This is a genomic window from Rhizobium sp. BK376, assembly GCF_004341625.1.
Classification (GTDB): Bacteria; Pseudomonadota; Alphaproteobacteria; order Rhizobiales; family Rhizobiaceae; genus Rhizobium.
The window spans coordinates 1-25142 of sequence record NZ_SLZG01000004.1 but is presented as its reverse complement, the minus strand read 5'-3'; the positions used below and the strand labels follow the sequence as shown (position 1 = coordinate 25142).

General features: G+C 60.7%; 24 protein-coding genes and 1 pseudogene. 19 read left to right on the top strand and 6 right to left on the bottom strand.

All coding sequences use genetic code 11. From position 1 onward, the window contains the following. The first annotated feature begins 38 nt into the window (after positions 1 to 38). The 5 genes and pseudogenes from argJ to EV561_RS12115 all read left to right on the top strand — a co-directional run bounded on the left by argJ (position 39) and on the right by EV561_RS12115 (position 3184). Positions 39 to 1280, top strand: a complete 1242-nt coding sequence (gene argJ / locus EV561_RS12135; protein ID WP_132521721.1) for a bifunctional glutamate N-acetyltransferase/amino-acid acetyltransferase ArgJ — start codon at positions 39 to 41, stop codon at positions 1278 to 1280. Continuing rightward, a pseudogene (locus EV561_RS12130) lies at positions 1261 to 2069 on the top strand (GNAT family N-acetyltransferase). Before argJ ends, EV561_RS12130 begins: the two are co-directional and overlap by 20 nt. Continuing rightward, complete coding sequence (gene mutT / locus EV561_RS12125; protein ID WP_132521719.1) at positions 2066 to 2479, top strand: 8-oxo-dGTP diphosphatase MutT; 414 nt, start codon at positions 2066 to 2068, stop codon at positions 2477 to 2479. The pseudogene EV561_RS12130 and the gene mutT overlap by 4 nt, the downstream one beginning before the upstream one ends. A gap of 147 nt (positions 2480 to 2626) precedes the next feature. Next, a complete protein-coding gene (locus EV561_RS12120; RefSeq protein ID WP_132522597.1) occupies positions 2627 to 2941 on the top strand; it encodes a hypothetical protein in 315 nt (104 codons plus the stop codon). Between the two features lie 69 nt (positions 2942 to 3010). After that, positions 3011 to 3184, top strand: coding sequence for a Flp family type IVb pilin (locus tag EV561_RS12115; protein WP_132521717.1), 174 nt, complete (start codon positions 3011 to 3013; stop codon positions 3182 to 3184). A gap of 32 nt (positions 3185 to 3216) precedes the next feature. On the opposite strand, the gene EV561_RS12110 is transcribed toward EV561_RS12115, so the two are convergent. Further along, positions 3217 to 4101, bottom strand: coding sequence for a methyltransferase domain-containing protein (locus tag EV561_RS12110; protein ID WP_132521715.1), 885 nt, complete (start codon positions 4099 to 4101; stop codon positions 3217 to 3219). 96 nt (positions 4102 to 4197) lie between these two features. Between EV561_RS12110 and EV561_RS12105 the strand changes: the two genes are divergently transcribed. Genes EV561_RS12105 through EV561_RS12085 form a run of 5 tightly spaced genes read left to right on the top strand, consistent with a single transcriptional unit; the run spans position 4198 to position 7143 of the window. Further along, a complete protein-coding gene (locus tag EV561_RS12105; protein ID WP_132521713.1) occupies positions 4198 to 4974 on the top strand; it encodes a ComF family protein in 777 nt (258 codons plus the stop codon). Positions 4975 to 5006: 32 nt separating this feature from the next. Continuing rightward, positions 5007 to 5264 (top strand): glutaredoxin 3, encoded by a 258-nt coding sequence (gene grxC / locus EV561_RS12100; RefSeq protein WP_132521711.1) that lies wholly within the window; start codon positions 5007 to 5009, stop codon positions 5262 to 5264. Positions 5265 to 5274: 10 nt separating this feature from the next. Beyond that, positions 5275 to 6132: a carbon-nitrogen hydrolase family protein gene (locus EV561_RS12095; protein WP_132521709.1), complete on the top strand. Its 858-nt coding sequence runs from the start codon at positions 5275 to 5277 to the stop codon at positions 6130 to 6132. After that, the gene (locus EV561_RS12090) at positions 6129 to 6557 is read left to right on the top strand and encodes a DUF1178 family protein (RefSeq protein ID WP_132521707.1); all 429 of its coding nucleotides are present in this window, start codon (positions 6129 to 6131) and stop codon (positions 6555 to 6557) included. The genes EV561_RS12095 and EV561_RS12090 overlap by 4 nt, the downstream gene beginning before the upstream one ends. Position 6558: 1 nt before the next feature. Further along, the gene (locus EV561_RS12085; RefSeq protein WP_245512654.1) at positions 6559 to 7143 is read left to right on the top strand and encodes a DUF3291 domain-containing protein; all 585 of its coding nucleotides are present in this window, start codon (positions 6559 to 6561) and stop codon (positions 7141 to 7143) included. Positions 7144 to 7153: 10 nt separating this feature from the next. Here the strand turns inward: EV561_RS12085 and ubiG are convergent, their stop codons facing one another. The 3 genes from ubiG to EV561_RS12070 all read right to left on the bottom strand — a co-directional run bounded on the left by ubiG (position 7154) and on the right by EV561_RS12070 (position 9928). After that, positions 7154 to 7912 carry a bifunctional 2-polyprenyl-6-hydroxyphenol methylase/3-demethylubiquinol 3-O-methyltransferase UbiG gene (ubiG, locus tag EV561_RS12080; protein ID WP_132521705.1) on the bottom strand — a complete coding sequence of 253 codons (759 nt, stop codon included), beginning with the start codon at positions 7910 to 7912 and terminating at the stop codon, positions 7154 to 7156. Between the two features lie 86 nt (positions 7913 to 7998). Next, positions 7999 to 9228: a YbfB/YjiJ family MFS transporter gene (locus EV561_RS12075; RefSeq protein ID WP_132521703.1), complete on the bottom strand. Its 1230-nt coding sequence runs from the start codon at positions 9226 to 9228 to the stop codon at positions 7999 to 8001. A gap of 82 nt (positions 9229 to 9310) precedes the next feature. Continuing rightward, positions 9311 to 9928 carry a TetR/AcrR family transcriptional regulator gene (locus tag EV561_RS12070; protein ID WP_132521701.1) on the bottom strand — a complete coding sequence of 206 codons (618 nt, stop codon included), beginning with the start codon at positions 9926 to 9928 and terminating at the stop codon, positions 9311 to 9313. A gap of 287 nt (positions 9929 to 10215) precedes the next feature. Between EV561_RS12070 and EV561_RS12065 the strand changes: the two genes are divergently transcribed. Further along, positions 10216 to 10518 carry a hypothetical protein gene (locus EV561_RS12065; RefSeq protein ID WP_132521699.1) on the top strand — a complete coding sequence of 101 codons (303 nt, stop codon included), beginning with the start codon at positions 10216 to 10218 and terminating at the stop codon, positions 10516 to 10518. Positions 10519 to 10563: 45 nt separating this feature from the next. Here the strand turns inward: EV561_RS12065 and EV561_RS12060 are convergent, their stop codons facing one another. Further along, positions 10564 to 11499, bottom strand: a complete 936-nt coding sequence (locus EV561_RS12060) for an AEC family transporter (protein ID WP_132521697.1) — start codon at positions 11497 to 11499, stop codon at positions 10564 to 10566. Between the two features lie 97 nt (positions 11500 to 11596). Here EV561_RS12060 and EV561_RS12055 point away from each other — a divergent pair, with 97 nt between their 5' ends. The 8 genes from EV561_RS12055 to clpB all read left to right on the top strand — a co-directional run bounded on the left by EV561_RS12055 (position 11597) and on the right by clpB (position 22679). After that, positions 11597 to 12493: a LysR substrate-binding domain-containing protein gene (locus EV561_RS12055; protein ID WP_132521695.1), complete on the top strand. Its 897-nt coding sequence runs from the start codon at positions 11597 to 11599 to the stop codon at positions 12491 to 12493. A gap of 80 nt (positions 12494 to 12573) precedes the next feature. Next, positions 12574 to 12921: a hypothetical protein gene (locus EV561_RS12050; RefSeq protein ID WP_132522593.1), complete on the top strand. Its 348-nt coding sequence runs from the start codon at positions 12574 to 12576 to the stop codon at positions 12919 to 12921. 241 nt (positions 12922 to 13162) lie between these two features. Beyond that, the gene (locus EV561_RS12045; protein WP_132521693.1) at positions 13163 to 14416 is read left to right on the top strand and encodes an aspartate kinase; all 1254 of its coding nucleotides are present in this window, start codon (positions 13163 to 13165) and stop codon (positions 14414 to 14416) included. A 91-nt stretch (positions 14417 to 14507) separates the two neighbouring features. Then, the gene (gene ptsP, locus EV561_RS12040) at positions 14508 to 16775 is read left to right on the top strand and encodes a phosphoenolpyruvate--protein phosphotransferase (protein ID WP_132521691.1); all 2268 of its coding nucleotides are present in this window, start codon (positions 14508 to 14510) and stop codon (positions 16773 to 16775) included. Positions 16776 to 16803: 28 nt separating this feature from the next. Then, positions 16804 to 17883: a peptide chain release factor 1 gene (prfA, locus tag EV561_RS12035; RefSeq protein ID WP_132521689.1), complete on the top strand. Its 1080-nt coding sequence runs from the start codon at positions 16804 to 16806 to the stop codon at positions 17881 to 17883. Continuing rightward, the gene (gene prmC / locus EV561_RS12030) at positions 17880 to 18752 is read left to right on the top strand and encodes a peptide chain release factor N(5)-glutamine methyltransferase (protein ID WP_132521687.1); all 873 of its coding nucleotides are present in this window, start codon (positions 17880 to 17882) and stop codon (positions 18750 to 18752) included. The genes prfA and prmC overlap by 4 nt, the downstream gene beginning before the upstream one ends. A 336-nt stretch (positions 18753 to 19088) precedes the next feature. After that, positions 19089 to 19781 carry a DUF4167 domain-containing protein gene (locus EV561_RS12025; RefSeq protein ID WP_132521685.1) on the top strand — a complete coding sequence of 231 codons (693 nt, stop codon included), beginning with the start codon at positions 19089 to 19091 and terminating at the stop codon, positions 19779 to 19781. 294 nt (positions 19782 to 20075) lie between these two features. After that, positions 20076 to 22679 (top strand): ATP-dependent chaperone ClpB, encoded by a 2604-nt coding sequence (gene clpB, locus EV561_RS12020; protein ID WP_132521683.1) that lies wholly within the window; start codon positions 20076 to 20078, stop codon positions 22677 to 22679. 67 nt (positions 22680 to 22746) lie between these two features. Here the strand turns inward: clpB and EV561_RS12015 are convergent, their stop codons facing one another. Continuing rightward, the gene (locus EV561_RS12015) at positions 22747 to 24696 is read right to left on the bottom strand and encodes a M23 family metallopeptidase (RefSeq protein ID WP_132521681.1); all 1950 of its coding nucleotides are present in this window, start codon (positions 24694 to 24696) and stop codon (positions 22747 to 22749) included. Between the last annotated feature and the right edge of the window lie 446 nt (positions 24697 to 25142).

The window sequence follows — 25142 nt, the reverse complement described above, 5'->3', positions numbered from 1 at the left end:
CCCGGTTTTTCCGGGCCCTTTACTATCGAGGTTGCCCCATGTCCGGTTCCGTCTCTCCGCTTGCTCCTAAATCCTTCGCCTCGCTGCCGGCCCTGCGCGGCGTGCGCATGGCGACCGCGTCCGCCGGTATCAAGTACAAGAACCGGACCGACGTGCTTCTCATGGTCTTCGACAAGCCGGCATCCGTCGCCGGCGTCTTCACCCGTTCGAAGTGCCCTTCGGCTCCCGTCGATTTCTGCCGCAGCAACCTTTCGCATGGGACCGCGCGCGCCGTCGTCGTCAATTCCGGCAACGCCAATGCCTTCACGGGCCTTAAGGGTCGCCAGGCGACCGAGCTGACCGCAAAATCGGCCTCATCAGCGGTCGGTTGCGGCGAGAACGAAGTCTACCTCGCCTCGACCGGCGTCATCGGTGAGCCGCTCGATGCCACCAAGTTTGCAGGCGTGCTTGGCGACATGCACGCCCAAGCGACAGGCGATTTCTGGTTCGAAGCCGCCAAGGCGATCATGACGACGGATACTTATCCGAAGGTCGCGACGCGCAGCGCCGTGATCGATGGCGTCAAGGTCACGATCAACGGCATCGCCAAGGGCGCCGGTATGATTGCCCCCGACATGGCGACCATGCTTTCCTTCGTCGTGACCGATGCGGATATCGCTTCGCCGGTCCTGCAATCGCTTCTTTCTGCCGGTGTCGAACCCTCCTTCAACTCGATGACCGTCGACAGCGATACATCCACCTCGGACACGCTGATGCTGTTTGCAACCGGCGCCGCTTCGGTCGACGGCCAGGGGCGTATCGACCGTGCCGACGATCCGCGCGTTTCCGCTTTCCGCGCAGCACTCGATGATCTCCTCAAGGATCTTGCCATCCAAGTCGCCCGCGACGGTGAAGGCGCCACCAAGATGCTCGAGATCACCGTCACGGGCGCTGAAAGCGATGCGGCAGCCAAGACGATCGCGTTGTCGATCGCCAATTCGCCGCTGGTCAAGACGGCGGCTGCCGGCGAGGACGCCAATTGGGGTCGCGTGGTCATGGCCGTCGGCAAGGCCGGCGAGGCCGCGGACCGAGACAAGCTGGCGATCTGGTTCGGCGATGTCCGCGTCGCCGTCAACGGCGAGCGTGATCCCGACTATTCCGAAGAGGCCGCCTCAAATGTCATGAAGGGGCAGGATATCCCGTTGAAAGTCGATCTGGGTCTTGGCAGCGGAAAGGCCACGGTCTGGACCTGCGACCTCACCAAGGAATATGTTGCCATCAATGGCGACTATCGGAGCTGACCGTCGTTGATGCATGCGCTTACCCCTTTGAATAATCTGCCGCTTGTGCGCAGGCTTGAGGCCGTCGGTTTCCGGGCCTGGCCGGCTTCGTCCGTTCAATATGACGGAAGCTGGCAGGTGCGGCTGACGGCTGGCCATCCTTCCAAGCGGCTGAACTCCATCGTTCCGCTCGATCCATCCGATCATCGCGACGTCGAAATCCGCCTGCAGAAGGCGCAGCGCAAGTTCGAAGCATATGGACGGCCGATCGTGGTGCGCGAAACACCACTCGCACCGCCTGTCCTGATGGATCTTTTGCGCCGCGAGGACTGGACCTGCTTTGAGGAAACGGTCGTGATGACCGCCAGCCTCGGCGATATCGAGCTGCCCGATATGCTCGATCACCTGCCGAGCCACGATGTAGGTCGTTTCGTCGATGCCAATCTGCTGGTCGATCGTTCCGATCCGGCGCTCAAGCCGGCTCTGGCTGAGGTTGTCAGCGGCATCAAGCCGCCAACCGGCCTGTTTGTCATCGAGGACGCCGAGGCGGGGCCGATGGCGACCGTGCTTTGCGTGCAGGACAATGATCTCGCCGGGATCATGTCGCTCTCTGTTTCAGCCGACCACAGGCGCAAGGGCCTTGGCGTCGAGATCCTTTCGTCAGCATTGCGCTGGGCGCGAATGCGCAGCGCCAAGATCGGCTGGCTGCAGGTCGGCGCGAGCAATGCGCCGGCACTCGGCCTTTACGCCCGCTTCGGCTTTCGCGAAGCATATCGTTACCGCTATTGGCGGCCGAAGGACGTCCGGTGAGCGAAGGCGGCCGCAAAATTCTCCTCGTCGCCGCCTGTGCGCTCATCGATACGGATGGTCGTATTCTTTTGGCACAACGCCCGGAAGGGAAATCGCTGGCCGGCTTGTGGGAGTTTCCTGGGGGCAAGGTCGAGGCCGGAGAGACGCCGGAGGAGACACTTGTGCGGGAACTCGACGAGGAGCTTGGGATCACGGCGCGCATCCCCTGCCTTGCTCCGCTGACCTTTGCGAGCCACACCTACGACAGCTTCCATCTCCTTATGCCGCTTTACATTTGCCGTCGTTACGAGGGCATACCGCGGGGCAGGGAAGGCCAGGCGATCAAGTGGGTCCGGCCGCTGGCATTGCGCGATTATCCGATGCCGCCCGCCGACGAGCCGCTTATTCCTTTCCTGCAGGATCTGCTCTGATTTGAATCTCAACTAATTTAGCGTATTACTTAAATGTGAACACAATACAGCGCTTTTGGCTGTGGATATTAAGAGATCGTTTAATACCTTCTGGCAAAGATCGGCCTCAATCAAGCGGTTGTCGTACGAGTAAAGAGGCTTGACATGATGGACGACGATTTCTGGAAGGCTGTCCGCGAAAAGGAACAGACTTCTTTTACGTCGCGCAAGACGGGAGCATTGAACATCGCCCTGCTGTTCGGCACGGCGGCTGTTGCGCTTTCGCTCATCCTGACGCCCATGCTTTCCGATAAGTCCAAGTCGAGCGTGCTCGCAAGCGCGCCGGATTTCGATAATATTACCACCGGTTCCATCCCGAAGACCGAAAACGGCAAGCGTTACACGATCCGCCGCAGCGTGCTGCAGCAGGAGCCGGGTTCGGTTTGCGTCGTCCAAGGTTATGGTGCGGATAGCGGTTGCTAGAATTTAACCAGCTTATCGGATGCTCTTCGCATCGGGTTCGCTGATATTTAATTGATCAGGGGACCTTTTATGACGTTTTTTCGGAATTTCCTGAAGGACAGAACCGGTGCGACTGCCATCGAATATGGCCTTATTGCCGCACTCATCTCGGTCAGTCTTATCGCCGGGGTCGGAGCGATCGGGAGCAGTCTCCAGAACGTATTCGGCACGGTGGCAAACAACATCGAGCAGCCTGCTCCGTAAGCTTTTGCTGCCGGCCTGCCAATTATCGAATCCTATTGTTTCAGCTTGTGTTCCTCGACCTTGAGGGCATCGGCAAGCCGCGCCTTTGCCGAGCCGGGGCGCAGGGGTTTCTGCTGGCTCTCATGCGGTGTCCAGCCTGAGGCATAGATGATGGAAAACGTTGCCCTGATCCTGCCATCAGGGTCCGAATAGCGTTCCGCATAGATTTCGGCCGCGCGCATGAAGAAGGCGCGCGTCAACGGCTTGCGGCTGCGGTCGGCAAGCGGATTGGCCATGCCCATGGCGCGCAGGTCCTTCATCAGCGGAAACAGGGAATCGTAGCGAACGGTATAGGTTTCCGCGTCGATGACCGGCAGGCTGAATCCCGCCCTCTGCAGCAGCCCGCCGACATCGCGAACATCGGCAAAGGGAATGACGCGCGGGCTCGCGCCCCCGCTCAGCTCGATCTCGGTCGACAACAGGACATCCCGCAATTCCTGAAGCGTTCCCGCGCCGGGGATTGCAGCCAGAAAGAGGCCATCCGGCTTCAGAGCCCGGTGGATCTGGATGAAGATGCCGGGCGTGTCGTTGGTCACATGCAGATTAAGGGGCGCCAGCACGAGATTGACGGATTGCGGAGCCAGCGGCACCTCTTCCGACTCGGCCTCGATGATGTCTTCGCCGGAGGCCGCGAAAGCAGCGTTGCTCTCGATCCGGGCCAGATGGCCGATCTTGCCGGTCGCAAGCGCTTCCCGCCCGGCGATGCCGGTTGCCCCATGAAGTTCGACCGCCTCGTCGAAATGTCGCTCCACGACCGTCAGGCGCTCGGCCATTTCCTGTGCGGCAATCTCCAGAAGGAAATCAGCCTTGGCGCCCTGTTGCGCAAGGGCGCGGCGGCGGTTGGCGGCAATCAGCATCTGGTCGAAGACGATATCCATGGGTTATTTCCTGCATTCGCAATGTCGTGCTGCCCGGCTTTGCAGCCGACGCTTTTCCCTTCGCAAAGGTGGCGGGAAAAGGCTAGTCTTCTTCATATGGGGACGATCAAATTCGAATTCACGATATCCGGCCGCCGAACGGGGTTTGCGCGACCGTGGCTGGCGCTGGCCGATCTCCTCTACCCGCCGAGCTGTGCCGGCTGTGGCATTTCCACCGGCACGCATCGCAGCCTTTGCCCGGCCTGCTGGAGTTCCATTCGCTTCATCGAGAGACCCTATTGCGAAGTGCTCGGCAGTCCTTTTTCGCATGATCTCGGCGCCGGCATCCTGAGTGCCGGTGCGATCGCGGAGCCGCCGCCCTTCGACCGGCTGCGGTCGGCCGCGATCCATGACGGCGTCGTTCGCGATCTCGTTCACGGGCTCAAATATCGTGATCGGACCGATCTGGCGCCGATGATGGCGGCGTGGATGTTGCGCGCCAGCGACGGCGCGGTCGCGCGATGCGATGCGCTCATTCCCGTTCCCCTCCATCGCGTGCGGCTGTTCTCGCGCAAATACAATCAGGCGGCGGAGCTTGCGCGGCATCTCAGCCTGCTCTCGGGCAAGCCTCTGCTCGCCTCCTCCCTGCTTCGCGTCAAGCGAACGACCCAGCAGGTCGGCCTCGGAGCCCGTGCTCGTCAGGACAATGTCCGCGGCGCTTTCGCCATCGCTCCCCGTCGCGACAATGACATTTTCGGACGTCGGATCGTGTTGATCGACGATGTCTATACGACCGGCGCCACGGTCGCATCGGCAACACGCGTTCTCAAGAGGGCAGGTGCCGCGGATGTGACAGTTTTGACCTTTGCAAGGGCCCTGGCCGAAACTATATGACGGATAAAGGTCTTTTCCATTTGGAGTGCATCATGGCATCTGTTGTCATCTATACCCGGGAATTTTGCGGTTACTGTGCTCGCGCCAAGTCGCTGTTGGAATCCAAGGGCGTCGATTTTGTCGAGCATAATGCGACCTATTCGCCCGATCTCCGTCAGGAGATGATCAGCAAGTCGAATGGCCGCTCGACGTTCCCGCAGGTCTTCATCAACGGCGAACATGTCGGCGGCTGCGACGACCTGCACGCGCTTGACCGCGCCGGCAAGCTTGATCCGCTGCTCGCGGCGTGAGGAAATGACGATGAGTTTCAAGGCTGCAGCCATCCAGATGTGCTCCGGGGTCGACCCTGTAAGGAACGCTGCCGACATGGCGCGGCTCGTCCGTGACGCTGCAGGGCAAGGTGCTGTTTACGTGCAGACGCCGGAGATGACTGGCGCTCTGCAAAAAGATCGCGCAGCCTTGCGCGCTGTCCTCAGAGATGAGGGTAGCGACATCATTGCACGGACGGCTTCGGACCTTGCGAAGGAACTCGGCATCCACGTGCATGTCGGCTCGACGGCGATTGCGCTCGAAGACGGCAAGATCGCCAATCGCGGCTTTCTTTTCGGTCCGAACGGCGCGCTGCTTGCCCGATATGACAAGATCCACATGTTCGACGTCGATCTCGACAATGGCGAAAGCTGGCGCGAAAGTGCTGCCTATACGCCCGGCTCGCAAGCCCGGGTGGTTTCGCTGCCCTTTGCCGAAATGGGCTTTTCGATTTGCTACGACGTGCGTTTTCCGCAGCTCTTCCAGGCGCAGGCTGTTGCCGGCGCCGAAGTGATGACGGTGCCTGCCGCCTTCACGCGGCAGACGGGCGAGGCGCATTGGGAAATCCTGCTACGTGCCCGCGCCATCGAGAACGGCATGTTCGTCATTGCGGCGGCTCAAGCCGGCGTACATGAAGACGGCCGCGAAACATTCGGCCATTCGATGATCATCGACCCCTGGGGCAAGGTGCTCGCATCTGCCGGCGGGACCGGTGAAGCGGTCGTTACTGCCGATATCGATGTCGCGGCGGTCAAGGCGGCGCGCGGCAAGATCCCAAATCTTAGGAATGCCCGCGATTTCTCGCTCGAAAAGGTGGAAGCACCGGCGACCGGAGGCGTTGCCGCGTGATCCGCTATTCGCTTACCTGTGACAATGCCCATGAGTTCGAAGGGTGGTTTGCGGCAAGCGACGACTTCGACCGGCAGGGGGAGAGCGGCTTCCTGACATGCCCGACCTGCGGCTCCTCGGCGATCTCGAAGCTTCTGATGGCGCCGTCGGTTTCGACCGCCCGCAAGAAGCAGGAGATGCAGACCCTTGCCATGGACACAGCGCGCAAGGAAGCGCTTGCCAAACTGAAAGAGGCCGTCGACGCGATAAAGGCCAATGCCGAGGATGTCGGCACCAAATTCCCGGAAGAGGCTCGCAAGATCCACTATGGCGAGGCAGATGCCAGAGGCATCATCGGCCAGGCCACACCGACTGAGGCGAAAGCGCTGATCGACGAAGGCATCGAGATCGCGGCGATCCCCGTCTTGCCCGACGACGTGAATTGACGTGAACGGCGCGCGGAAGCGTCTGGCGATCTATAATTTCGGGTTACATGTCGCACCCTACGACAGCCCACGTGTCGAAGGTTTCCGGTTGCGGGAAGGGCCAAATTTCGACGCCGCGGCCGGTGCCCATGGTTTTGTTGCACGATCGGGTTATGCAGGCGAGGCAGGTCCGGAGAGCTGGGGAACCCAGGTGTTTCCCCGTTTCATCGAAGGCAGCGGCTTCTCCAGCGCGCCGTCTTCACTGTCGCTCTGGACCGATATCGAATCCTTGATGGCCTTTTCCTATGGCGGCGTTCATGCCGAAGCGCTCAGGGGCGCTCGCAATTGGAACGTCAAACAATCCTGGCCGCCGCTGGTGCTCTGGTGGGTCGAGCCGGAGCATATTCCCGAATGGCGAGAGGGTGTGGAACGGCTGGAATACCTGCACGATGTCGGCTCGAGCCCTTTGGCCTTCACGTTCAAGCAGCCTTTCGCGGAGGATGGCAGCGAAACCCTGATAGATCGCGATGCGGTACGCCGGATCGCAGTGTTGAACGCGGAGAGCCAAAAGGATTTGCTCGTCCATGTCGCCGGTTTGCCGGTTTGATCAACGGAAATCAGCCGGAAGCGGCGTCCAATTTCCTTGCTAGCAGCATGTAGTTGACGTCCATGTCCTTCGACAGGTTCCACTCGTTCTGGAGCGGCGAGAAGAAGACGCCTGTCCGCGCGATGATTTCCATTCCGCCTGCTGCCAGCGGTTTCTCGATCTCTTCCGGGCGCACCAGCTTTTCATATTGATGCGTGCCGCGCGGCAGCCAGCGCAGGATATTTTCGGCGGCGAAGATGGCCAGTGCTGCGGCCTTCATCGTACGGTTGATCGTGGCGACGAACATCAGGCCTCCGGGGCGGACCATCTTGGCGCAGGTCGAAAGGAAGAACTCGACATCGGCGACGTGTTCGACCACTTCCATGTTCAGGACGATATCGAAGCTTTCTCCCGCCTCGGCCAGCTGTTCGGCGGTAACAGGCCGATAATCGACGGCAACGCCTGACGCCTTTGCATGGGTCGAGGCGATGCCGATGTTTTTTTCGGACGGATCAGCGCCGACGACCGACGCGCCCATGCGCGCGATCGGCTCCGACAGCAGTCCGCCGCCGCAGCCGATATCGAGGACGCGCAGGCCCTCGAGCGGCCGGGCCGTCTTCGGGTCGCGGCTGAAGTTTTCGCAGGCGCGGTCTCTGATATAGGCGAGGCGAACGGGATTGAACTTGTGCAGTGGCTTGAACTTGCCGGTCGGGCTCCACCATTCCGCTGCCATGGCGGAAAAGCGATCCACTTCGCTCTGGTCGATGGTGCTTTTCGCCGCTTCGCTCATGGGTCGCTCCTTCATCTGCTTCGATGTGAAGTCGGACGATCGGCGCTGGAAGTCAAGGGGCAGGACGGTCGCATCCCGCCACTGGCCTACGACTTGTGCTTCTTCAGGCTGAAGAGCGCGTCGCCCAGCAGGGCAAGCACGAGCGCTGCCGTCCCGCACAGGAAGATGATCGCGTAGTTCTGGCCGGTGTGGATGAAGAGATAGGAATAGCCGTAGCCGGCGAGAGCCTGGAATAGGGCAAAGCCTGTCGTCGCCTTGCTCCAGGCGGCACGCTGTTCGACATGGCTGTGCGGCAGGATCTCGTGGATGCGGCCGAGCGCAAGGGGAACGATACCGGGCGTGCAGACGCCGAAGATGACAGTGGCGATGCCGATCACGATCCAATTGCCGCTGGCTGCGAGCAGTGCTGCGGCGACGGCCTGAAGCAGCAGGGCGCAGCGATAGGCAGCGCCGAAGCCTATGCGGTCGGCAACGTAGCCTGAAATGACCGGGCCGGCGATGGCCGCGAGGCCGTAGATAACCCAGTAGGCAGCGCCGATATCGGCTCCGCGACCGAGGCCGCGGGCGACATAGTCGACAAGGAGAACCATTGCGGGCACGAGTCCCAGAGCGTTGGCCGCATATTGTCCATAAAGTATGCGCAGGGACCATTCGCTCTTGGCGGAGCGATGGTGCCCGGAGGGATGGGCAGCCGGCTGCGGCGGATTGGCCGCGGGCCAACCGAACCAGCTCACCGCAGTCAGGATAAGCGAAAGGACGCCAAGGCCGATCCACGTTTCCTGCAAGCCAAACCGCAGGAGTTCAGGAACGAGCGTGCCTGATGCGGCAATGCCGAGGCCAAGACCGAGAAAGATCATGCCGCCGACGAAACCGCGACGCGCGACCGGGATATGCGGAAGAATGCTGGTTGCGACCAGAACCATGATCGCCCCACCGGAAAGACCGGAGGCGAAGCGCCAGACAAAAAACCAGGGGATCGAGACCGGGAAGGCGCAGGCGAAGAATGCGGCTGTTGCCATCGCCATCAAAAGACGCAGGGCTTGCCGGTTCGACAGGGCTGCCGCGATCGGCCGGCCGAGGAGGGCGCCGGCGAGATAGCCGGCAAAATTGGCGGCACCGAGCGTTACCGTGTCACCAGCCGAAAACCAGTGGGCTTCGATCAGCGACGGAATGAGCGGCGTATAGGCAAAGCGGGCAAGGCCGATGGCAACGAGGCTGCCGCAAAGGCCGGCTATGGTGGCAAACCATGCCGACCGGTCAAGAGAGGCGGCAGCGGCGGCATGGGCCGAAGATGTCTGGGTTCTGTCAGTGGACATGGCAATAGTCTCTGTTGCGGACCCGCCGAAGCCGCGGTCCGTTCCTGATTTCTCTGTTTCGGGATTAGATGGAATTTAGGGCTTATCCGTCCGGCTGCGGCGCGGGCAGTGGCCAGGGCAGGGTCAGCATCGACATAACAGGCCTGACCATGCCATCGAGCAGTTCACGTTCGGGGCGGACGCGGACGAGGGTACGCAAGCCGAATTGAACGGCGAGCAGCATTTTTGCCAGATCCTCGGGAGGCTCTGAATTCGGGATCTCGCCGCTCTCCTGAGCAAGAGCAAGATGATGGCGGAAGAAGGCCTCGATCTCTGTGGTTTCCGCGGCGATGACTCTCTGCAGTTCTGCGTCGTCCGGCTGCGCTTCAAACGCGCCGTTGACAAGCAGGCAGCCGCGATGATCGGGATCGGCCAGCGAATCCCGTATGATCGATGAGAAGTAGGAAACAATGGCAAGCCCGGGCGTCGGAGCGCCGGTGCTGCGGGCGAATCGACCATAGAGGCGACTGTCGACATATTGCCGGAGCGCCTTCATATAGAGGCCGCGCTTGTCGCCGAAGGCATTGTAGAGGCTAGCCTGTGTCAGGCCCATGCTCTCGGCCAAATCGCGGGTCGACGTGGCCTCAAAGCCTTTCAGCCAGAAAATGTTTCCGGCGGCTTCCAGCACCTGTGTTTCATCGAACTGTCTGGGTCTTGCCATCAGGAGGCGCCCTCTTGCGGAAAAACTGATTTTGGAGCGTTTGCTCTAGAATTTAATTAGAGCGACCGATCTAAAATATCAAGAGGAAATTCGAGTCGTTATCCAAGCCATTTTCTGCCCTTTGTTCACGCTTCCGTGCGTCAAGCAATAATTGCCGAGAATTAGACACAATTCGCGAACAGTGCGTTTGCCGAAAGGCTCTTTAAGCGTGGCCTTCAAAAGCACACATGATGCAGCGTAATCGAGAAAAGAACTTCTGCGGGGGCGGAGAAAGGAGCAGAAAAACCATGGCAAATTGCGATTTTTTCAGCCGCCAAGACGGGGCGTCTCGCGAATCTCATACGGGCACCGAAAAGGCGGGCGGCGAGAGGGATTATATCCAGCATGTCCGCAGCCATATCCTGTCGGCCGGCGAACGCCTCGTGCTCTTCCTGGTCGTGGCGCTCCTGACCGGCGTCGCAGTCGGTGGTCGTCTTTCGCCGCCAGCTCAGCCTCACCATACGCTGCCAGCCGCCAGCCAGACGGTAGGTGACTGGCATTACCACGTGCGTTGTGAGGAAGAGTCGCCTTATGGCGGACGGTCCTGCTGACCTCCTTGAGGTCGGCGCTTAGCACTTAAAATGGATGTAGGAAGCCTATTTTGCCAGGGCAAGATAGGCTGAGACCGTCAGGATCGAAAAGACGGTGGAGATCAGGATCACCCTAGATGTGACCGCCGCCTCGCGATTGTAGAACTCTGCGAGCATAAAAGGTCCGGTGCCAGTTGGCAGCGCGGCAAGCAAGGTTGCCGATTGCGTCAATGTTGGTGGCAAGTGAAAGACGAGAGCGGCCAGTATCCAGGTGAGGACGGGCTGCAATATCAGCTTGGCGCCGACGAGTATGGCGCTCAACCCGTCGGTCGAAGAGGTTTTCTCTCGCGGGGTTGCGAGGAACAGCCCTAAGGCCACAAGCGCGCTCGGTGAGGCCGCACCACCCAAAAGTTTCAGGAAAGTCTCGGCCGGCGCAGGAATCGGTAGCTGGGCCAAAGACGCAAGTGCGCCGAGGGTGGGCGAAACGAGCAGCGGGTTCTTCACCAACGCCCGGGCGACCTTGAAGACGACATTGCCGCGGTTCTTGTCCGTGCGCAGGCCGATCTCGATCAGGACAATGGCGACGGCAAAGATCAGGCAGACGGTGATGATCGTCGCGATCGTTACCGAAGGCATCGCCTGGCTTCCGAGTGCCACCAGCGCAAGCGGAAATCCCATGAAACCCGTATTGGCATAGCCGGCATTCAAACCGTCGATCGCGGCATCCGCGAGATGGCGGGCGCCCCGAAGCCGCACAAATACCGTCACCGCGAAGACCAGAAGGCTGCCGAGACCGAAGGCAGCGATGAAGCCGGGCTGCCACAGATCCGACCATTGGGCATGGGCCATGATATCGAACAGCAGCGCGGGCAGGGCCAGATAAACGACGAAGCGGTTGAGCTCCGTCGTCGCATGGGGACCGAGAACGGCGGTTCGTCTGGCAACCCAGCCCGCAAGAATGAGCGCGAAGATCGGAATGACGGTGAAAAAGGTCGAGATCATGAGACGGTGCCGGAAAGAACAGAATGGCTTCCTCTACCGCCGGTGATTGATATAATCCAATGCCGTTTTCTGCCTCAATTCATACCGGATCGGTATCATGGTCGACATTCGCCAGATGCGTTATTTCATTGCGCTTGCCGAAACGCTGCATTTCGGCCGCGCCGCCGATCGGCTCAACATCACCCAGCCGCCCCTCAGCCGTCAGGTGGGCGCACTGGAGCGCGAGCTTGGGGTGAAGCTGCTTGAGCGGCATTCGCGCCGGGCGGTATTGACTGCCGCCGGTCAGCAATTTCTGGAGGATGCCCGCTCCGTCGTGTCTTCCTTCGATCAGGCCTGCCGCAATGTTCGTCTCGCCGATCGCGGCGAGCTCGGGGAACTTTCGATCGGCTTCATGATGCATGCCGCCCACACCGTCCTGCCCGGCCTCGCCAAGCGATACATGGCGGCCTTTCCGTTGGTGGAGGTCAAATTGCGCGAAGTCATCCCGAGCTCCCTGTCCGGCGATGTGGTGGCGGGGCGTTTCGATGCCGGGATCACGTTTTCGCCCGGCCCCGTCAGGGGGCTGGCAACCTATCCGGTGCATCGGGAAAACCTGTGCCTTGCAATCCATCGCGAGCACGAATTCGCGGCGCATGATGTCATCGGCGCAGCGGCGCTTGAGGGGCAGCCGCTGATTGCGACACCGGTTGATGTCGCTCCAACGCTCCGGCAGGCGATCTCCGACTATTGCCGGCCTTACGGTTTCGAGCCGACGATCAGGCTGGAAACACAGCTCCAGCAGACGATCATTAGCCTCGTCGGCGAAAATCTCGGCATTGCGCTCGTGCCGCAGTCGATGGCCAAGCTTCAGACCCGCGACGTGGTTTTTCGCGCGCTTGAGGATGCGCCTGCCATCGAGCAGGTGATCGCCTGGAGGCCGCAGAACCTCAATCCGGCCCTCAGAGCGTTTCTTACGGTGGCCGAGGTGCCCAAAGCCACGATGCAGCTGGACTGACATGGGTTTTCCCGCTTGCCGCCGTTCCGATTTTCTGACTTCCTGACGATCGGTCGCCACTGATGCAGAGCGAAACAGCCATGTCCGATCCGCAGCCGCAAGAGAAGATCGACTCGACATTTCGCAACGGCACGCTGACGGCTGTCGGGATCATTCTCGGTTTTTCGCTGAGCTTCATCAGCCATTGGGTTTCCAATCCCAACGACTGGAGCCGGGTCGATATCCTGCCGGCGGGATTTCTGCTTGTCGGCATTGTCCTGCAGGTAAAGGTTGTTTCCGATCTTCTTGCCCGCGACTCCCTGCTGGCTTCTAAATATGATCGGTCACGCAAACTCTTCATGATAGGGCTGATCATCGTTGCAGTCGGCATGGGCATCGCTCTCGTCAACGACATGCTCGGCCTCGGCAAGATGCCGATACTCGGCTGAGGGACCTGCGCCTATTGTTGAGCGCCGCTGTCATATACTCGTTACCGTTCCTGCGATCCCCATTGCCCTTACCCGACAAACTCGCTAAGAGACGCCGCAACTTGACGTCCGCTGTTCCGGCGACGGTGCCCTTCTCGAAAGTCCGCTTTCCCCAGAGGCCGTCCGCTTGAGGCGCGGGGCGCATTGGTATGCCGGGCTGTTTCGCCTTTCGGGCCGCTCGGCGCTTGATTGGTAGAGGCCTATGGCACGCATCGTAATGAAATTCGGCGGAACATCCGTCGCTGATCTGGACCGCATCCGCAATGTCGCCCGCCATGTGAAACGTGAAGTCGATGCCGGCCACGAGGTGGCAGTTGTCGTCTCCGCCATGTCCGGCAAAACTAACGAGCTGGTTGGCTGGACCCGCGATGCGTCGCCGATGCACGATGCGCGCGAATATGACGCCGTCGTTGCCTCCGGCGAGCAGGTAACCTCGGGTCTCCTGGCGATCGCGCTTCAACATCTCGGCATCAATGCTCGCTCCTGGCAGGGCTGGCAGATTCCGATCAAGACCGACAATGCCCATGGCGCAGCCCGCATCATGGAAATAAACGGCGATGAAATCATCCGCCGCATGGGCGAGGGCCAAGTGGCCGTCGTCGCCGGCTTCCAGGGTCTCGGCCCCGATAACCGGATCGCGACGCTCGGCCGCGGCGGCTCGGACACCTCGGCCGTGGCGATCGCCGCTGCCGTCAAGGCCGACCGCTGCGACATCTATACCGATGTCGACGGCGTCTATACGACGGATCCGCGCATCGAGCCGAAGGCACGTCGCCTGAAAAAGATCGCATTCGAAGAAATGCTGGAAATGGCGTCGCTCGGCGCCAAGGTGCTGCAGGTGCGCTCGGTTGAGCTTGCCATGGTCTTCAAGGTGCGCACCTTCGTTCGCTCTTCATTCGAGGATCCCGATGCTCCGGGCATGGGCGACCTCTTGAACCCGCCCGGAACGCTGATTTGTGACGAGGAAGAAATCGTGGAACAGGAAGTAGTCACCGGCATCGCCTATGCCAAGGATGAAGCCCAAATCTCGCTGCGCCGTCTTGCCGACCGGCCGGGCGTCTCCGCCGCGATCTTCGGACCGCTCGCCGAATCCCATATTAATGTCGACATGATCGTCCAGAACATCTCCGAGGACGGCTCGAAGACCGATATGACCTTCACGGTGCCGTCGGGCGATGTCGACAAGGCGATGCGCGTGCTCTCCGAGCACAAGGAAAAGATCGGCTATGACGTCATCCAGAACGAATCAGGTCTGGTGAAGGTGTCTGTCATCGGTATCGGCATGCGCTCTCACGCGGGCGTTGCGGCGACTGCTTTCCGTGCACTTGCCGAAAAAGGCATCAACATCAAAGCGATCACCACGTCGGAAATCAAGATTTCCATTCTTATCGACGGTCCATATGCGGAACTTGCAGTCAGGACTTTGCATTCTTGCTACGGTCTGGATAAGAGTTGATTCATCATTAGGTTTGGCGGACCGCGACAGGGGGCAGTTTCGGCCGGCGCAAACGAGGGTGATATCTTTGTTTTCGGGAGCTTGAGGCGCCATGAGAGACCTATCCGGCGGTCCACGCGTTCTGCTCAAACGGCTGCGAGAGCTCATGGCCGAGCCGCTCGAACCGCAGGAGCGGCTTGATCGGATCGTTCGCCAGATTGCCGGAAACATGGTGGCGGAGGTCTGCTCCGTCTACGTGCTGCGCGCCGACGGCGTGCTGGAGCTTTACGCGACCGAAGGTCTCAACAAGGAAGCCGTCCACCTTTCGCAGTTGAAGATGGGGCAAGGCCTCGTCGGCACGATCGCCGCGTCCGCGCAGCCGCTCAATCTTTCGGACGCGCAGTCGCACCCCGCCTTCCGCTACCTGCCTGAAACGGGCGAAGAAATATTCCATTCCTTCCTCGGCGTGCCGATCCTGCGTGCCGGCCGTTCGCTCGGCGTCCTCGTCGTACAGAACAAGGCCAGCCGCAACTATCGTGACGAGGAGCTTGAAGCGCTCGAGACGACCGCAATGGTCCTGGCGGAAATGATCGCGACCGGCGAACTCAAGAAGATCGCCAAGCCCGGTCTCGAACTCGACCTTACCCGCTCCCTCACCATCGACGGCGATAGCTATAATGAGGGCATCGGGCTCGGTTACGTCGTGCTGCACGAGCCTCGCGTCGTCGTCACCAATCTCCTGAACGACGATACCGAGAAGGAAATCCAGCGCATGGCGGATGCGCTGGGCTCGCTGCGCATCTCTATCGACGACATGCTGTCGCGCCGTGACGTGCCGACCGAAGGCGAGCACCGCGAGGTCTTGGAAACCTACCGCATGTTCGCGCATGACCAGGGCTGGGTGCGCAAGCTGGAAGAGGCGATCCGCAACGGCCTGACCGCCGAGGCTGCTGTCGAGAAGGTGCAGTCCGACACCAAGGCGCGGATGATGCGCCTGACGGATCCTTACCTGCGTGAGCGCATGCATGATTTCGAGGATCTGGCCAACCGGCTGCTGCGCCAGCTAACCGGCTATTCCGGCCGTGCCGCCTCGGAAGGCTTTCCGAACGACGCCATCATCTTTGCCCGTGCCATGGGCGCTGCCGAATTACTTGACTATCCGCGCACCAATATTCGCGGTCTTGTGCTCGAGGAGGGCGCGGTCACCAGTCACGTGGTCATTGTCGCCCGGGCCATGGGCATTCCCGTCGTCGGCCAGGCGACGGGTATCGTGGCGCTCGTGGAGAACGGTGATTCCGTCATCATCGATGGCGACGAGGGTCACGTCCATCTGCGCCCGATGCAGGATCACCAGCGGTCCTACGAGGAAAAGGTGCGCTTTCGCGCCCGTCGGCAGGAGCAGTTCCGCGCGCTGCGCTCCGTCGATCCAGTCACCAAGGACGGTCAGCGAATCTCGCTTCTGATGAATGCCGGCCTCGTCGTGGACCTGCCGCAGCTTGCCGAATCCGGTGCCGAGGGCATCGGCCTCTTCCGCACCGAGCTGCAGTTCATGATCGCCTCGACCATGCCGAAGGCGGATGAGCAGGAAGCCTTTTATCGCACGGTGCTGAAGCAGGCCGGCAGCCGCGCGGTCACCTTCCGGACGCTCGATATCGGCGGCGACAAGGTGGTGCCTTACTTCCGCGCGCATGAGGAAGAGAATCCGGCGCTCGGCTGGCGCGCCATCCGCCTGTCGCTCGACCGGCCGGGCCTCCTGCGCACCCAGCTTCGCGCTATGCTCAGGGCTGCGGCGGACGGCGAATTGAAGATGATGGTGCCGATGGTCACGGAAGTATCCGAGATTGCGGCGGTCCGGGAGCTGCTGCAGAAGGAAGTGCAGCATCTGTCGCGCTTCGGCTACGCGCTGCCGCGCAAGCTGCAATTCGGCGCGATGCTGGAAGTGCCGGCACTTCTCTGGCAGCTCGACGAGCTGATGGACGCCGTCGACTTCGTTTCCGTTGGCTCCAACGATCTCTTCCAGTTTTCTATGGCGGCCGATCGGGGCAATGCCCGCGTTTCGGACCGCTTCGATCCGTTGGGGCGGCCGTTCCTGCGCATCCTTCGCGATATCGTAAGGGCCGGCGAACGCAACAACACGCCGGTGACCCTGTGCGGCGAGCTTGCGGGACGGCCAATCTCGGCCATGGCCCTGATCGGTATCGGCTTCCGCTCGATCTCCATGTCCCCGGCCGCAATCGGTCCAGTCAAGGCCATGTTGCTTGGGCTGGATGCTGCTGCGCTGTCGAAGACCGTGGAGGAGGCGCTGGACGACACGCATTCGACGGTTGCGATGCGCGATATCCTTGTCGGCTTTGCCGAAAGCCACAATATTCCCCTTTAGAAAAACAAAAGAAGAATCGGAGTGAAGGGTGGCGAAGCTTCCCGTTGAAAAGATGCGCGAGCTGGAGCGCCGCTTCGGCGAAATCGAGGCGCGTATGTCGGCCGGGCCCTCGGCGGATGTCTATGTGAAGCTCGCGTCGGAATATTCCGAATTGCAGCCCGTCGTGACGAAAATCCGCGACTATGAAAAGGCGCTGGCGGAGCGGACTGATCTCGAAACCATGCTGGCGGAGAAGGATGTCGATCGCGAGATGCGCGAGCTTGCGGAAACCGAGCTACCCGAGGTCAAGGACCGGATAGAGGGGCTGGAAACGGAAATCCAGATCCAGCTCCTGCCGAAGGATGCCGCCGACGAAAAGAGCGCCATCCTTGAAATCCGTGCCGGCACCGGCGGCAACGAGGCAGCACTTTTCGCCGGCGATCTCTTTCGCATGTACGAGCGATATGCGGCGACCCACGGCTGGAAGGTGGAAATCCTCTCGGCAAGCGACGGCGAAGCCGGCGGCTACAAGGAAATCATTGCGACGATCACCGGCAAGGGCGTCTTCGCCAAGCTGAAATTCGAATCCGGCGTCCATCGCGTGCAGCGCGTCCCGGAAACCGAGGCCAGCGGCCGTATCCACACGTCGGCGGCGACCGTCGCGGTTCTGCCTGAGGCGGAAGAGGTGGATATCGAAATCAAGCCGGAAGATATCCGAATCGACACGATGCGTTCGTCGGGTGCCGGCGGCCAGCACGTCAACACGACCGATTCCGCCGTGCGCATCACGCATCTGCCCTCCGGCATCGTCGTCACCAGCTCGGAGAAATCCCAGCACCAGAACCGCGCCAAGGCCATGCAGGTTCTGCGCTCGCGTCTTTATGATATGGAGCGCCAGCGCATGGACAGCGAGCGTTCGGCCGATCGCAAGAGCCAGGTCGGTTCGGGTGACCGCTCCGAGCGCATCCGAACCTACAATTTCCCGCAGGGCCGCATTACGGACCATCGCATCAACCTGACGCTCTACAAGCTCGACCGGATGATGGAAGGCGAAATCGACGAAGTGGTCGATGCTCTGATGGCGGATTACCAGGCGAGCCAGCTCGCCCAACTCGGCGAGCAGCAATGAGCGGCGAAGGGCGGACTGTGTCGGAGCTCCTGAGGCAGGCGCGCAGCCGCTTTGCCGAGGCTGGGCTCGACGATCCGGCCGCCGATGCGCGCGTTCTCGTTTCAGGCCTGCTTGATCTTTCGTCGACGGACCTTGCGGTCCGCGGCGACGAAGCCGTCGGGCCGGAACTGGCAGCCGCGCTGGAGGCAGCCATCGAGCGACGGCTTGGCCATGAGCCGGTGCATCGCATCCTTGGCGAACGGGAATTCTACGGGCTGCCGCTAAAGCTTTCGCCGGCGACACTGGAGCCGCGGCCGGATACGGAAATCTTGGTCGATACCGTACTTGTTTACCTGAAGGGTCTTGCAATTACGCATGGGAATATCCACATTCTCGACATCGGGACTGGAACAGGGGCAATCTGCCTCGCGCTCTTGAGCGAATGTCCCACAGCGACCGGCGTCGGGTCCGACATCTCGGCAGATGCCCTTGAGATCGCGAAATCAAACGCAGAAAGCAATGGTTTATCGGGAAGATTCCAGACGCTCAGAAGTAGTTGGTTCGAGACTGTCCACGGTCAATTTCATGCGATTGTCTCAAATCCGCCCTATATTGCGTCCAGTGTCATCCCCACTCTCGCACCAGAAGTGAAGATCTTCGATCCTCCGGCAGCTTTGGACGGCGGCCAAGACGGACTTGACGCGTACAGGGCGATTGCCAACGATGCAGGACGTTTTCTGCATGCGGATGGCATTATCGGAGTGGAGATTGGTTTCGACCAGCGCATTGCGGTGACGTCGATTTTCGAAGGAACGGGATTTACCCTTGTCGAGGCAGCGCGCGATTACGGTCACAACGATCGGGCGCTCGTGTTCAGGCATAGTAGTTGAAGCGACAAATTGCAGCAGCTACCGGGATGTTATTGCTATTGCGAAGAAAAGGCTTGGATTTCCTGAGGAAGCAATATAGGTTGCGCTCACGCGTTGGGCAGCTGGAAGCAGACGGAGATTCGTCAAGGTTCCAGGCAGCCTCAGGGGTCCGCTCCGAAAGAGTGCAAAGGTTGATGATTACCCAATGCGTGAATCAGTTAATCTGATGTAGTCGAGCGGCAGACCGGCGCGATGGCGCAGTCTGCTTGCGGTGCGAAAGCTCTGGCACGGAAAATTCCGGCCACGGCGGCAGGTGCCGCATATTCATCACAGCAACGGAATTCAGGTGAAGGATCTATGAGGCCAGGACAGCAGAACAAGCGCGGTCGAGGGCGTGGTAACAACGGCGGCGGCGGTGGCGGCGGCAATAACAACAACAATAACAACTTTAACCGCAAGGGCTCGAATCCGCTCACCAGGACCTACGACAGCTCGGGTCCAGATGTGAAAATCCGCGGAACTGCTCAGCATATTGCCGAGAAGTATTCGACACTCGCTCGTGACGCCCAGAGCGCCGGCGACCGTGTCATGGCGGAAAACTATCTTCAGCACGCAGAGCACTATAACCGCATCATTGCAGCCGCCCAGGCTCAGATGCAGGAACGCTTCCAGCGTGATGACCGTCAGGATTACAACGATCGCGACGGCAACGAGCGCGATATGGATGATCTCGATAACGGCGACATGGACGAACAGCCGGTCGCTGCTGCGCCGGTTCGCACACAGCAGGCGGCGCCCGCTCCCGTTGCTGCTCCGGCAGAAGAGATCATCGATGGCACGGGTCCCCAGCCCGTGATCGAAGGTATCCCGGCCGAAGTCGCGATCGAGGAAGAGACCCCGGCAGCTGCAGCTCCGCGTCAGCCGCGCCGCCGTAGTACCGGCAGCCGTCCCCGCCGCCAGCCACGCAACAGCGGCGATGGCGCGCAGGGCGAAGGCGAGGCAGCTTCGAGCGAAGCGTCTCCGGCCCTGGCCGAAGCCACTTCGGAATAAGCTTTCCCTAGAAGTTTGAAAGCGCAGCAGCCTTTCGGGTTGCTGCGCTTTTTTGCGTTTATAGGCTAGGTGTTCGCCGGGCTTCTCAAGCCGGAATCGGATCTTTCGGAGTTGGTTTGAAATCGCAGGACTTTTCGTTTCCGCGCTCTTTAAACTGTCGAAATATCATCCCATATTCACGAAAAGTTGCCCGCCGCAAATCCCAATCGTGGCAGGCAGGGCTCGCCTCTTGAGGGAGCTCAATCTCAATCATCGTTTCGTGCCTTGAGGGCGGAGCGATCTATGGAGGTCATAATGGATATAGAAAAATACTCGGAGCGGGTGCGCGGTTTCCTGCAATCCGCTCAGACCAATGCGCTTGCCCAGGGGCATCAGCAATTCACGCCCGAACATGTTCTCAAAGTGCTGCTGGACGACGATCAGGGCATGGCTGCGTCGCTGATCGATCGCGCAGGCGGTGATGCGAAGGCTGCACGGCTTGCAAATGATGCCGCACTTGCCAAGCTGCCCAAGGTTTCCGGCGGCAATGGCCAGGTTTATCTGGCGCAGCCGCTCGCCAAGGTGTTTACGACTGCCGAAGAGGCTGCCAAGAAGGCCGGTGACAGTTTCGTCACCGTCGAGCGGCTGCTGCAGGCGCTTGCCCTGGAGCCGACAGCTTCCACGTCCACGACGCTGAAGAATGCAGGCGTAACACCGGTTGCTCTCAATCAGGTCATCAACGATATCCGCAAGGGCCGTACGGCCGACTCCGCCAATGCGGAGCAGGGGTTCGATTCTCTGAAGAAATATGCACGCGACCTCACCGCCGAGGCCCGCGAGGGCAGGCTCGACCCTGTGATCGGCCGCGATGACGAAATTCGCCGCACCATTCAGGTCCTGTCGCGCCGCACGAAGAACAATCCTGTCCTGATCGGCGAACCCGGCGTCGGCAAGACGGCAATCGTCGAGGGCCTTGCTCTGCGCATCGTCAACGGCGACGTGCCGGAATCGCTGAAGGACAAGAAGCTGATGGCGCTCGACATGGGCGCGTTGATTGCCGGAGCGAAATTCCGCGGTGAGTTCGAGGAGCGGCTGAAGGCCGTGCTCAACGAGGTTCAGTCGGAGAACGGCGAGATCATCCTCTTCATCGATGAAATGCATACGCTCGTCGGCGCCGGCAAGGCGGATGGGGCGATGGATGCCTCCAATCTGTTGAAGCCTGCCCTTGCCCGCGGCGAGCTGCATTGCGTCGGCGCCACCACGCTCGATGAATATCGCAAGCATGTGGAAAAGGATCCGGCACTTGCCCGCCGCTTCCAGCCGGTCATGGTCGAGGAGCCGACGGTCGAGGACACGATCTCGATCCTGCGCGGCCTGAAGGAAAAATACGAGCAGCATCACAAGGTCCGGATCGCGGATTCGGCTCTGGTGGCGGCTGCGACGCTTTCCAACCGCTACATCACCGATCGCTTCCTGCCCGACAAGGCCATCGATCTGATGGACGAGGCGGCTGCCCGCCTGCGAATGCAGGTCGATTCGAAGCCGGAAGAACTCGACGAACTTGATCGTCGCATCATCCAGCTGAAGATCGAGCGCGAGGCATTGAAGAAGGAAACCGACCAGGCGTCCGCCGATCGGCTGGTTCGGCTCGAAACCGAGCTTGCCGGCCTTGAAGAGGAAGCCGATGCGCTGACCGCGCGCTGGCAGGCGGAAAAGCAGAAGCTCGGTCTTGCCGCCGACCTGAAGAAGCAGCTCGATGACGCCCGCAACGAACTGGCGATCGCCCAGCGCAAGGGTGAATTCCAGCGCGCCGGCGAACTTGCCTATGGTGTGATCCCGGGGCTGGAAAAGCAGCTTGCGGAAGCGGAAAGCAAGGAAGACAACAGCCGCAACGCGATGGTGCAGGAGGTCGTGACCGCCGACAACATCGCGCAGATCGTGGCGCGCTGGACGGGCATTCCGGTCGAGAAGATGCTGGAAGGCGAAAAGGACAAGCTGCTCCGGATGGAAGATGAGCTGGCTAAGTCAGTCGTCGGCCAGGGCGATGCGGTTCAGGCCGTATCGCGGGCGGTTCGCCGCGCGCGCGCCGGCCTGCAGGATCCGAACCGGCCGATCGGCTCGTTCATCTTCCTCGGACCGACCGGCGTCGGCAAGACGGAGCTGACCAAGGCGCTTGCACGCTTCCTCTTCGACGACGAGACCGCGCTGGTGCGCATGGACATGTCGGAATACATGGAGAAGCACTCCGTTGCCCGGCTGATCGGCGCACCTCCCGGCTATGTCGGCTACGAGGAAGGCGGCTCGCTGACGGAAGCGGTTCGCCGGCGTCCCTATCAGGTCGTGCTGTTCGACGAGATCGAAAAGGCGCATCCCGACGTCTTCAACGTCCTGCTCCAGGTTCTGGATGACGGACGCTTGACGGACGGGCAGGGCCGCACGGTCGATTTCCGCAACACGATGATCATCATGACCTCCAATCTGGGTGCGGAATATCTCGCTCAGCTTGGCGACAATGATGATAGTGACAAGGTTCGCGACCAGGTCATGGATGTGGTGCGCGGTCATTTCCGGCCGGAGTTCCTCAACCGTGTCGACGAAATCATCCTGTTCCATCGCCTGCGTCGCAGCGAGATGGGCGCGATCGTCGATATCCAGCTCAAGCGGCTGGTGGCTCTGTTGTCGGAGCGCAAGATCACGCTTGACCTTGATGAGGATGCGCGCAACTGGCTGGCGGACAAGGGTTACGACCCCGTCTATGGCGCAAGGCCGCTGAAGCGAGCGATCCAGAAGTTCGTCCAGGACCCGCTCGCCGAGCAGATCCTGTCGGGCAACATTCCGGATGGCTCGACGGTCAAGGTGACAAGCGGTTCGGACCGCCTGTTGTTCCGGCCTCGTCAGGCGACGAGCCAGGCGGCGTAAGGCTTCTCGCTATAAACGAATACGAAATGGCGGCTCTTGGGCCGCCATTTTCTTGCTCGGACTTATGTCATTCCTTGCTGGCGACCTGCTTCGACTTCTCGTCGCTGAGCAGCGTATCGACGCGCTTGCGTTCTTCCTCGAATTTCGCCAGCGCATCGCCGTCCAGCGTCTTTCCGCCCGGCAGGCGGATGCGCAGCGGATCGACCTTGGTGCCGTTGACGACCAGCTCGTAATGGAGATGCGCGCCGGTTGCCATGCCGGTCGAGCCGATGAAGCCGATCACCTGTCCCTGCACGACCTTGGCGCCCGGGACGATGCCCTTGGCGATGGCGCTCTGGTGATTATAGGACGAGACATAGCCGTTGGCATGGCGGATCAGGGTCTGATTGCCGAAGCCGCCGGAATCCCAGCCTGCCTTTTCGACGACGCCGTTGCCGGTCGCGATGATCGGCGTGCCGCGTGGTGCCGCCCAGTCCACGCCCGTGTGCATGCGGGCAAAACCGAGGATCGGGTGGCGGCGCATGCCGAAGCCTGAGGTGAAGACACCGTTCGGCACGGGGTTCCTCAACAGGAACTGCCGGATGCTCTTGCCGTTCTGGTCGAAATAGTCGACCGAATGGTCCTCGGGATCCTCGAAACGGTAGAAGCGTGTCTCGTTGTCGCCGAATTTGGCGTTGACGTAGAGCAGTTCCGAGTCTGCCGTCGCCTTGCCGTTCTTGTCGGCGACCGAGAAGAATGCTTCCAGCGAATCCGCTGGCTTCAGCTGGGCCTGGAAATCGACATTGCTGGCGAGCAGCTTGATGATCTGCGCGATCATCTCCTTGGTCATGCCGTAGGAAAGACCGGCGCGGTAGACGCCGTCGTAGACGCTCGGCAGGTCGCGGCCGGCCGTCACCGGCGCCATGTCATTGTCGAAGGCGCTGGCGACCGCATCCAGTTCGGGCGGTTCGGCGCCGGCGACGAAGCTGCCGCTGTCGTCCTTGGCGATGGTGAGAAGATGCTTGGTGCCGCGGTAGATGCTGGCCCTGATGATGTCAGTCTGTTCGCCCTGCTGGAGAATGCCGACCCGAAGCACGTCGCCGCGCTCGAGTTCGGACGAGCCGAAAAGCGGCTGGATACTGCCGGCGATGGCGTCCGCATCGGCCTGCGTATAGCCGGCATTGGTCAGCGCGGCCGCAATCGGCGTATCCTGCCGTGCCGGAATGACGTCGTCGGCATATTCCGGCATTTTCGACGTTACCTGTTCCGGCGTCGACACCGACATGTTTTCCTCGACGATGCGGGCAGCAAGCCCCGCCGTGAGATCGACATCGGTGTCATCTGTCGCAAAGCGCTGCGGATCGACGTAATAGAGAGCGGAAACCTGGGTGTTGCCGTCGGTCAGGACCGAGCCGTTCGAACGGACGTTCTCTTCCACTTCATCGAGCGACATGGAAGCGGCAAGCGGAAAGCTAGCCTCCTTGATCGGGAAGGGGATCGTCTTGAGGCTGACTTCGGATTCTACGTCGGAGCCATAGATCGCTCCAGTGTGGTTGGCCGGGGCGGGAATGTTGGTATCCGCCGAGAAGATCGCGAGTGGATCAAATGCGGGATAGTCCTCCGATGTGACATGATTGGCGGCAAGCGCCATCTTCACATGCGCGAAGGGCTGCCTGCGCACGACCTCCTTCTCGCCGTCGCGGACGACGGTCGATACTTCGAGGATGTTGCGGTCGGATGGTTTGGCGGCAAGGGCAGTGGGGATAAGGCGTCCGCCACGGGTCACCTGTGCATTGTCTGCATTATCCTGGGCGCTATCGGCTGTCGCATAAGCCTCGGCGGGGATGGCGAGCTGTTGGCGACCGTCGAGCGCTGCAAAAAGCGCGACGCCCATCAGGATGCTGGACGTGATGCCCGTGAGGAACGTACCCGAAAGCCAGCGCAAGGAAACCTCGCGTCGGTCGGGCGCGCGTCGCCCGTCGGCCAGGATTGGCGGCTCGTTGCCAAGCGATCGGAGCATCATCTTGTCCGTCAACATGCCAATCCGATCAGGTTCCTTCTCCAGCAAGCCGTCCTGGCTGCGCAAAAGATGTGCATATTTATCACGGCGGAGTCAAATCCCGTGCGCGTGACGTCAAATTGTCTTGCCTGTGTGAATCCTGCGTCGCTCGGGCAATCGGGCGAATGGAATATGGAGGGACTTCCGTCAAAGGAAATATGCCTGCATCCACGTCTTTCTATCTCGCGAGGCGCTCATCCCCATGCCGGTCGGGCCTCCGTGCCGTCTGAAGGCTGGTATTTGTCGGTAAAATAGGGCGTATTTTAGGGCCTCTAAGAATTATCGTTCAAAATCAATAATTTGCGAATTTTTACAGTTTTTTGAAATTCGGCTGTTGACTAGTTCGTTGGGTAGGGTCTATAAGCCCGATCACTGACGAGGGCGGCGGCGCTGCTGGCGACGAACTGCCTCGCTCTGGAGTTTCG

Excerpts from the sequence above, each read along its gene's own strand:
- prmC (WP_132521687.1), top strand. The coding sequence starts at position 17,880 with ATGAGCGGCGAAGGGCGGACTGTGTCGGAGCTCCTGAGGCAGGCGCGC.
- clpB (WP_132521683.1), top strand. The coding sequence starts at position 20,076 with ATGGATATAGAAAAATACTCGGAGCGGGTGCGCGGTTTCCTGCAATCC.
- EV561_RS12115 (WP_132521717.1), top strand. The coding sequence starts at position 3,011 with ATGACGTTTTTTCGGAATTTCCTGAAGGACAGAACCGGTGCGACTGCC.
- EV561_RS12025 (WP_132521685.1), top strand. The coding sequence starts at position 19,089 with ATGAGGCCAGGACAGCAGAACAAGCGCGGTCGAGGGCGTGGTAACAAC.
- grxC (WP_132521711.1), top strand. The coding sequence starts at position 5,007 with ATGGCATCTGTTGTCATCTATACCCGGGAATTTTGCGGTTACTGTGCT.
- EV561_RS12110 (WP_132521715.1), bottom strand. The coding sequence starts at position 4,101 with ATGGATATCGTCTTCGACCAGATGCTGATTGCCGCCAACCGCCGCCGC.
- ubiG (WP_132521705.1), bottom strand. The coding sequence starts at position 7,912 with ATGAGCGAAGCGGCGAAAAGCACCATCGACCAGAGCGAAGTGGATCGC.
- EV561_RS12015 (WP_132521681.1), bottom strand. The coding sequence starts at position 24,696 with ATGTTGACGGACAAGATGATGCTCCGATCGCTTGGCAACGAGCCGCCA.
- ptsP (WP_132521691.1), top strand. The coding sequence starts at position 14,508 with ATGAGAGACCTATCCGGCGGTCCACGCGTTCTGCTCAAACGGCTGCGA.
- EV561_RS12055 (WP_132521695.1), top strand. The coding sequence starts at position 11,597 with ATGGTCGACATTCGCCAGATGCGTTATTTCATTGCGCTTGCCGAAACG.
- EV561_RS12070 (WP_132521701.1), bottom strand. The coding sequence starts at position 9,928 with ATGGCAAGACCCAGACAGTTCGATGAAACACAGGTGCTGGAAGCCGCC.
- EV561_RS12045 (WP_132521693.1), top strand. The coding sequence starts at position 13,163 with ATGGCACGCATCGTAATGAAATTCGGCGGAACATCCGTCGCTGATCTG.
- EV561_RS12095 (WP_132521709.1), top strand. The coding sequence starts at position 5,275 with ATGAGTTTCAAGGCTGCAGCCATCCAGATGTGCTCCGGGGTCGACCCT.
- EV561_RS12050 (WP_132522593.1), top strand. The coding sequence starts at position 12,574 with ATGTCCGATCCGCAGCCGCAAGAGAAGATCGACTCGACATTTCGCAAC.
- EV561_RS12120 (WP_132522597.1), top strand. The coding sequence starts at position 2,627 with ATGGACGACGATTTCTGGAAGGCTGTCCGCGAAAAGGAACAGACTTCT.
- EV561_RS12075 (WP_132521703.1), bottom strand. The coding sequence starts at position 9,228 with ATGTCCACTGACAGAACCCAGACATCTTCGGCCCATGCCGCCGCTGCC.
- argJ (WP_132521721.1), top strand. The coding sequence starts at position 39 with ATGTCCGGTTCCGTCTCTCCGCTTGCTCCTAAATCCTTCGCCTCGCTG.
- EV561_RS12105 (WP_132521713.1), top strand. The coding sequence starts at position 4,198 with ATGGGGACGATCAAATTCGAATTCACGATATCCGGCCGCCGAACGGGG.
- EV561_RS12065 (WP_132521699.1), top strand. The coding sequence starts at position 10,216 with ATGGCAAATTGCGATTTTTTCAGCCGCCAAGACGGGGCGTCTCGCGAA.
- EV561_RS12060 (WP_132521697.1), bottom strand. The coding sequence starts at position 11,499 with ATGATCTCGACCTTTTTCACCGTCATTCCGATCTTCGCGCTCATTCTT.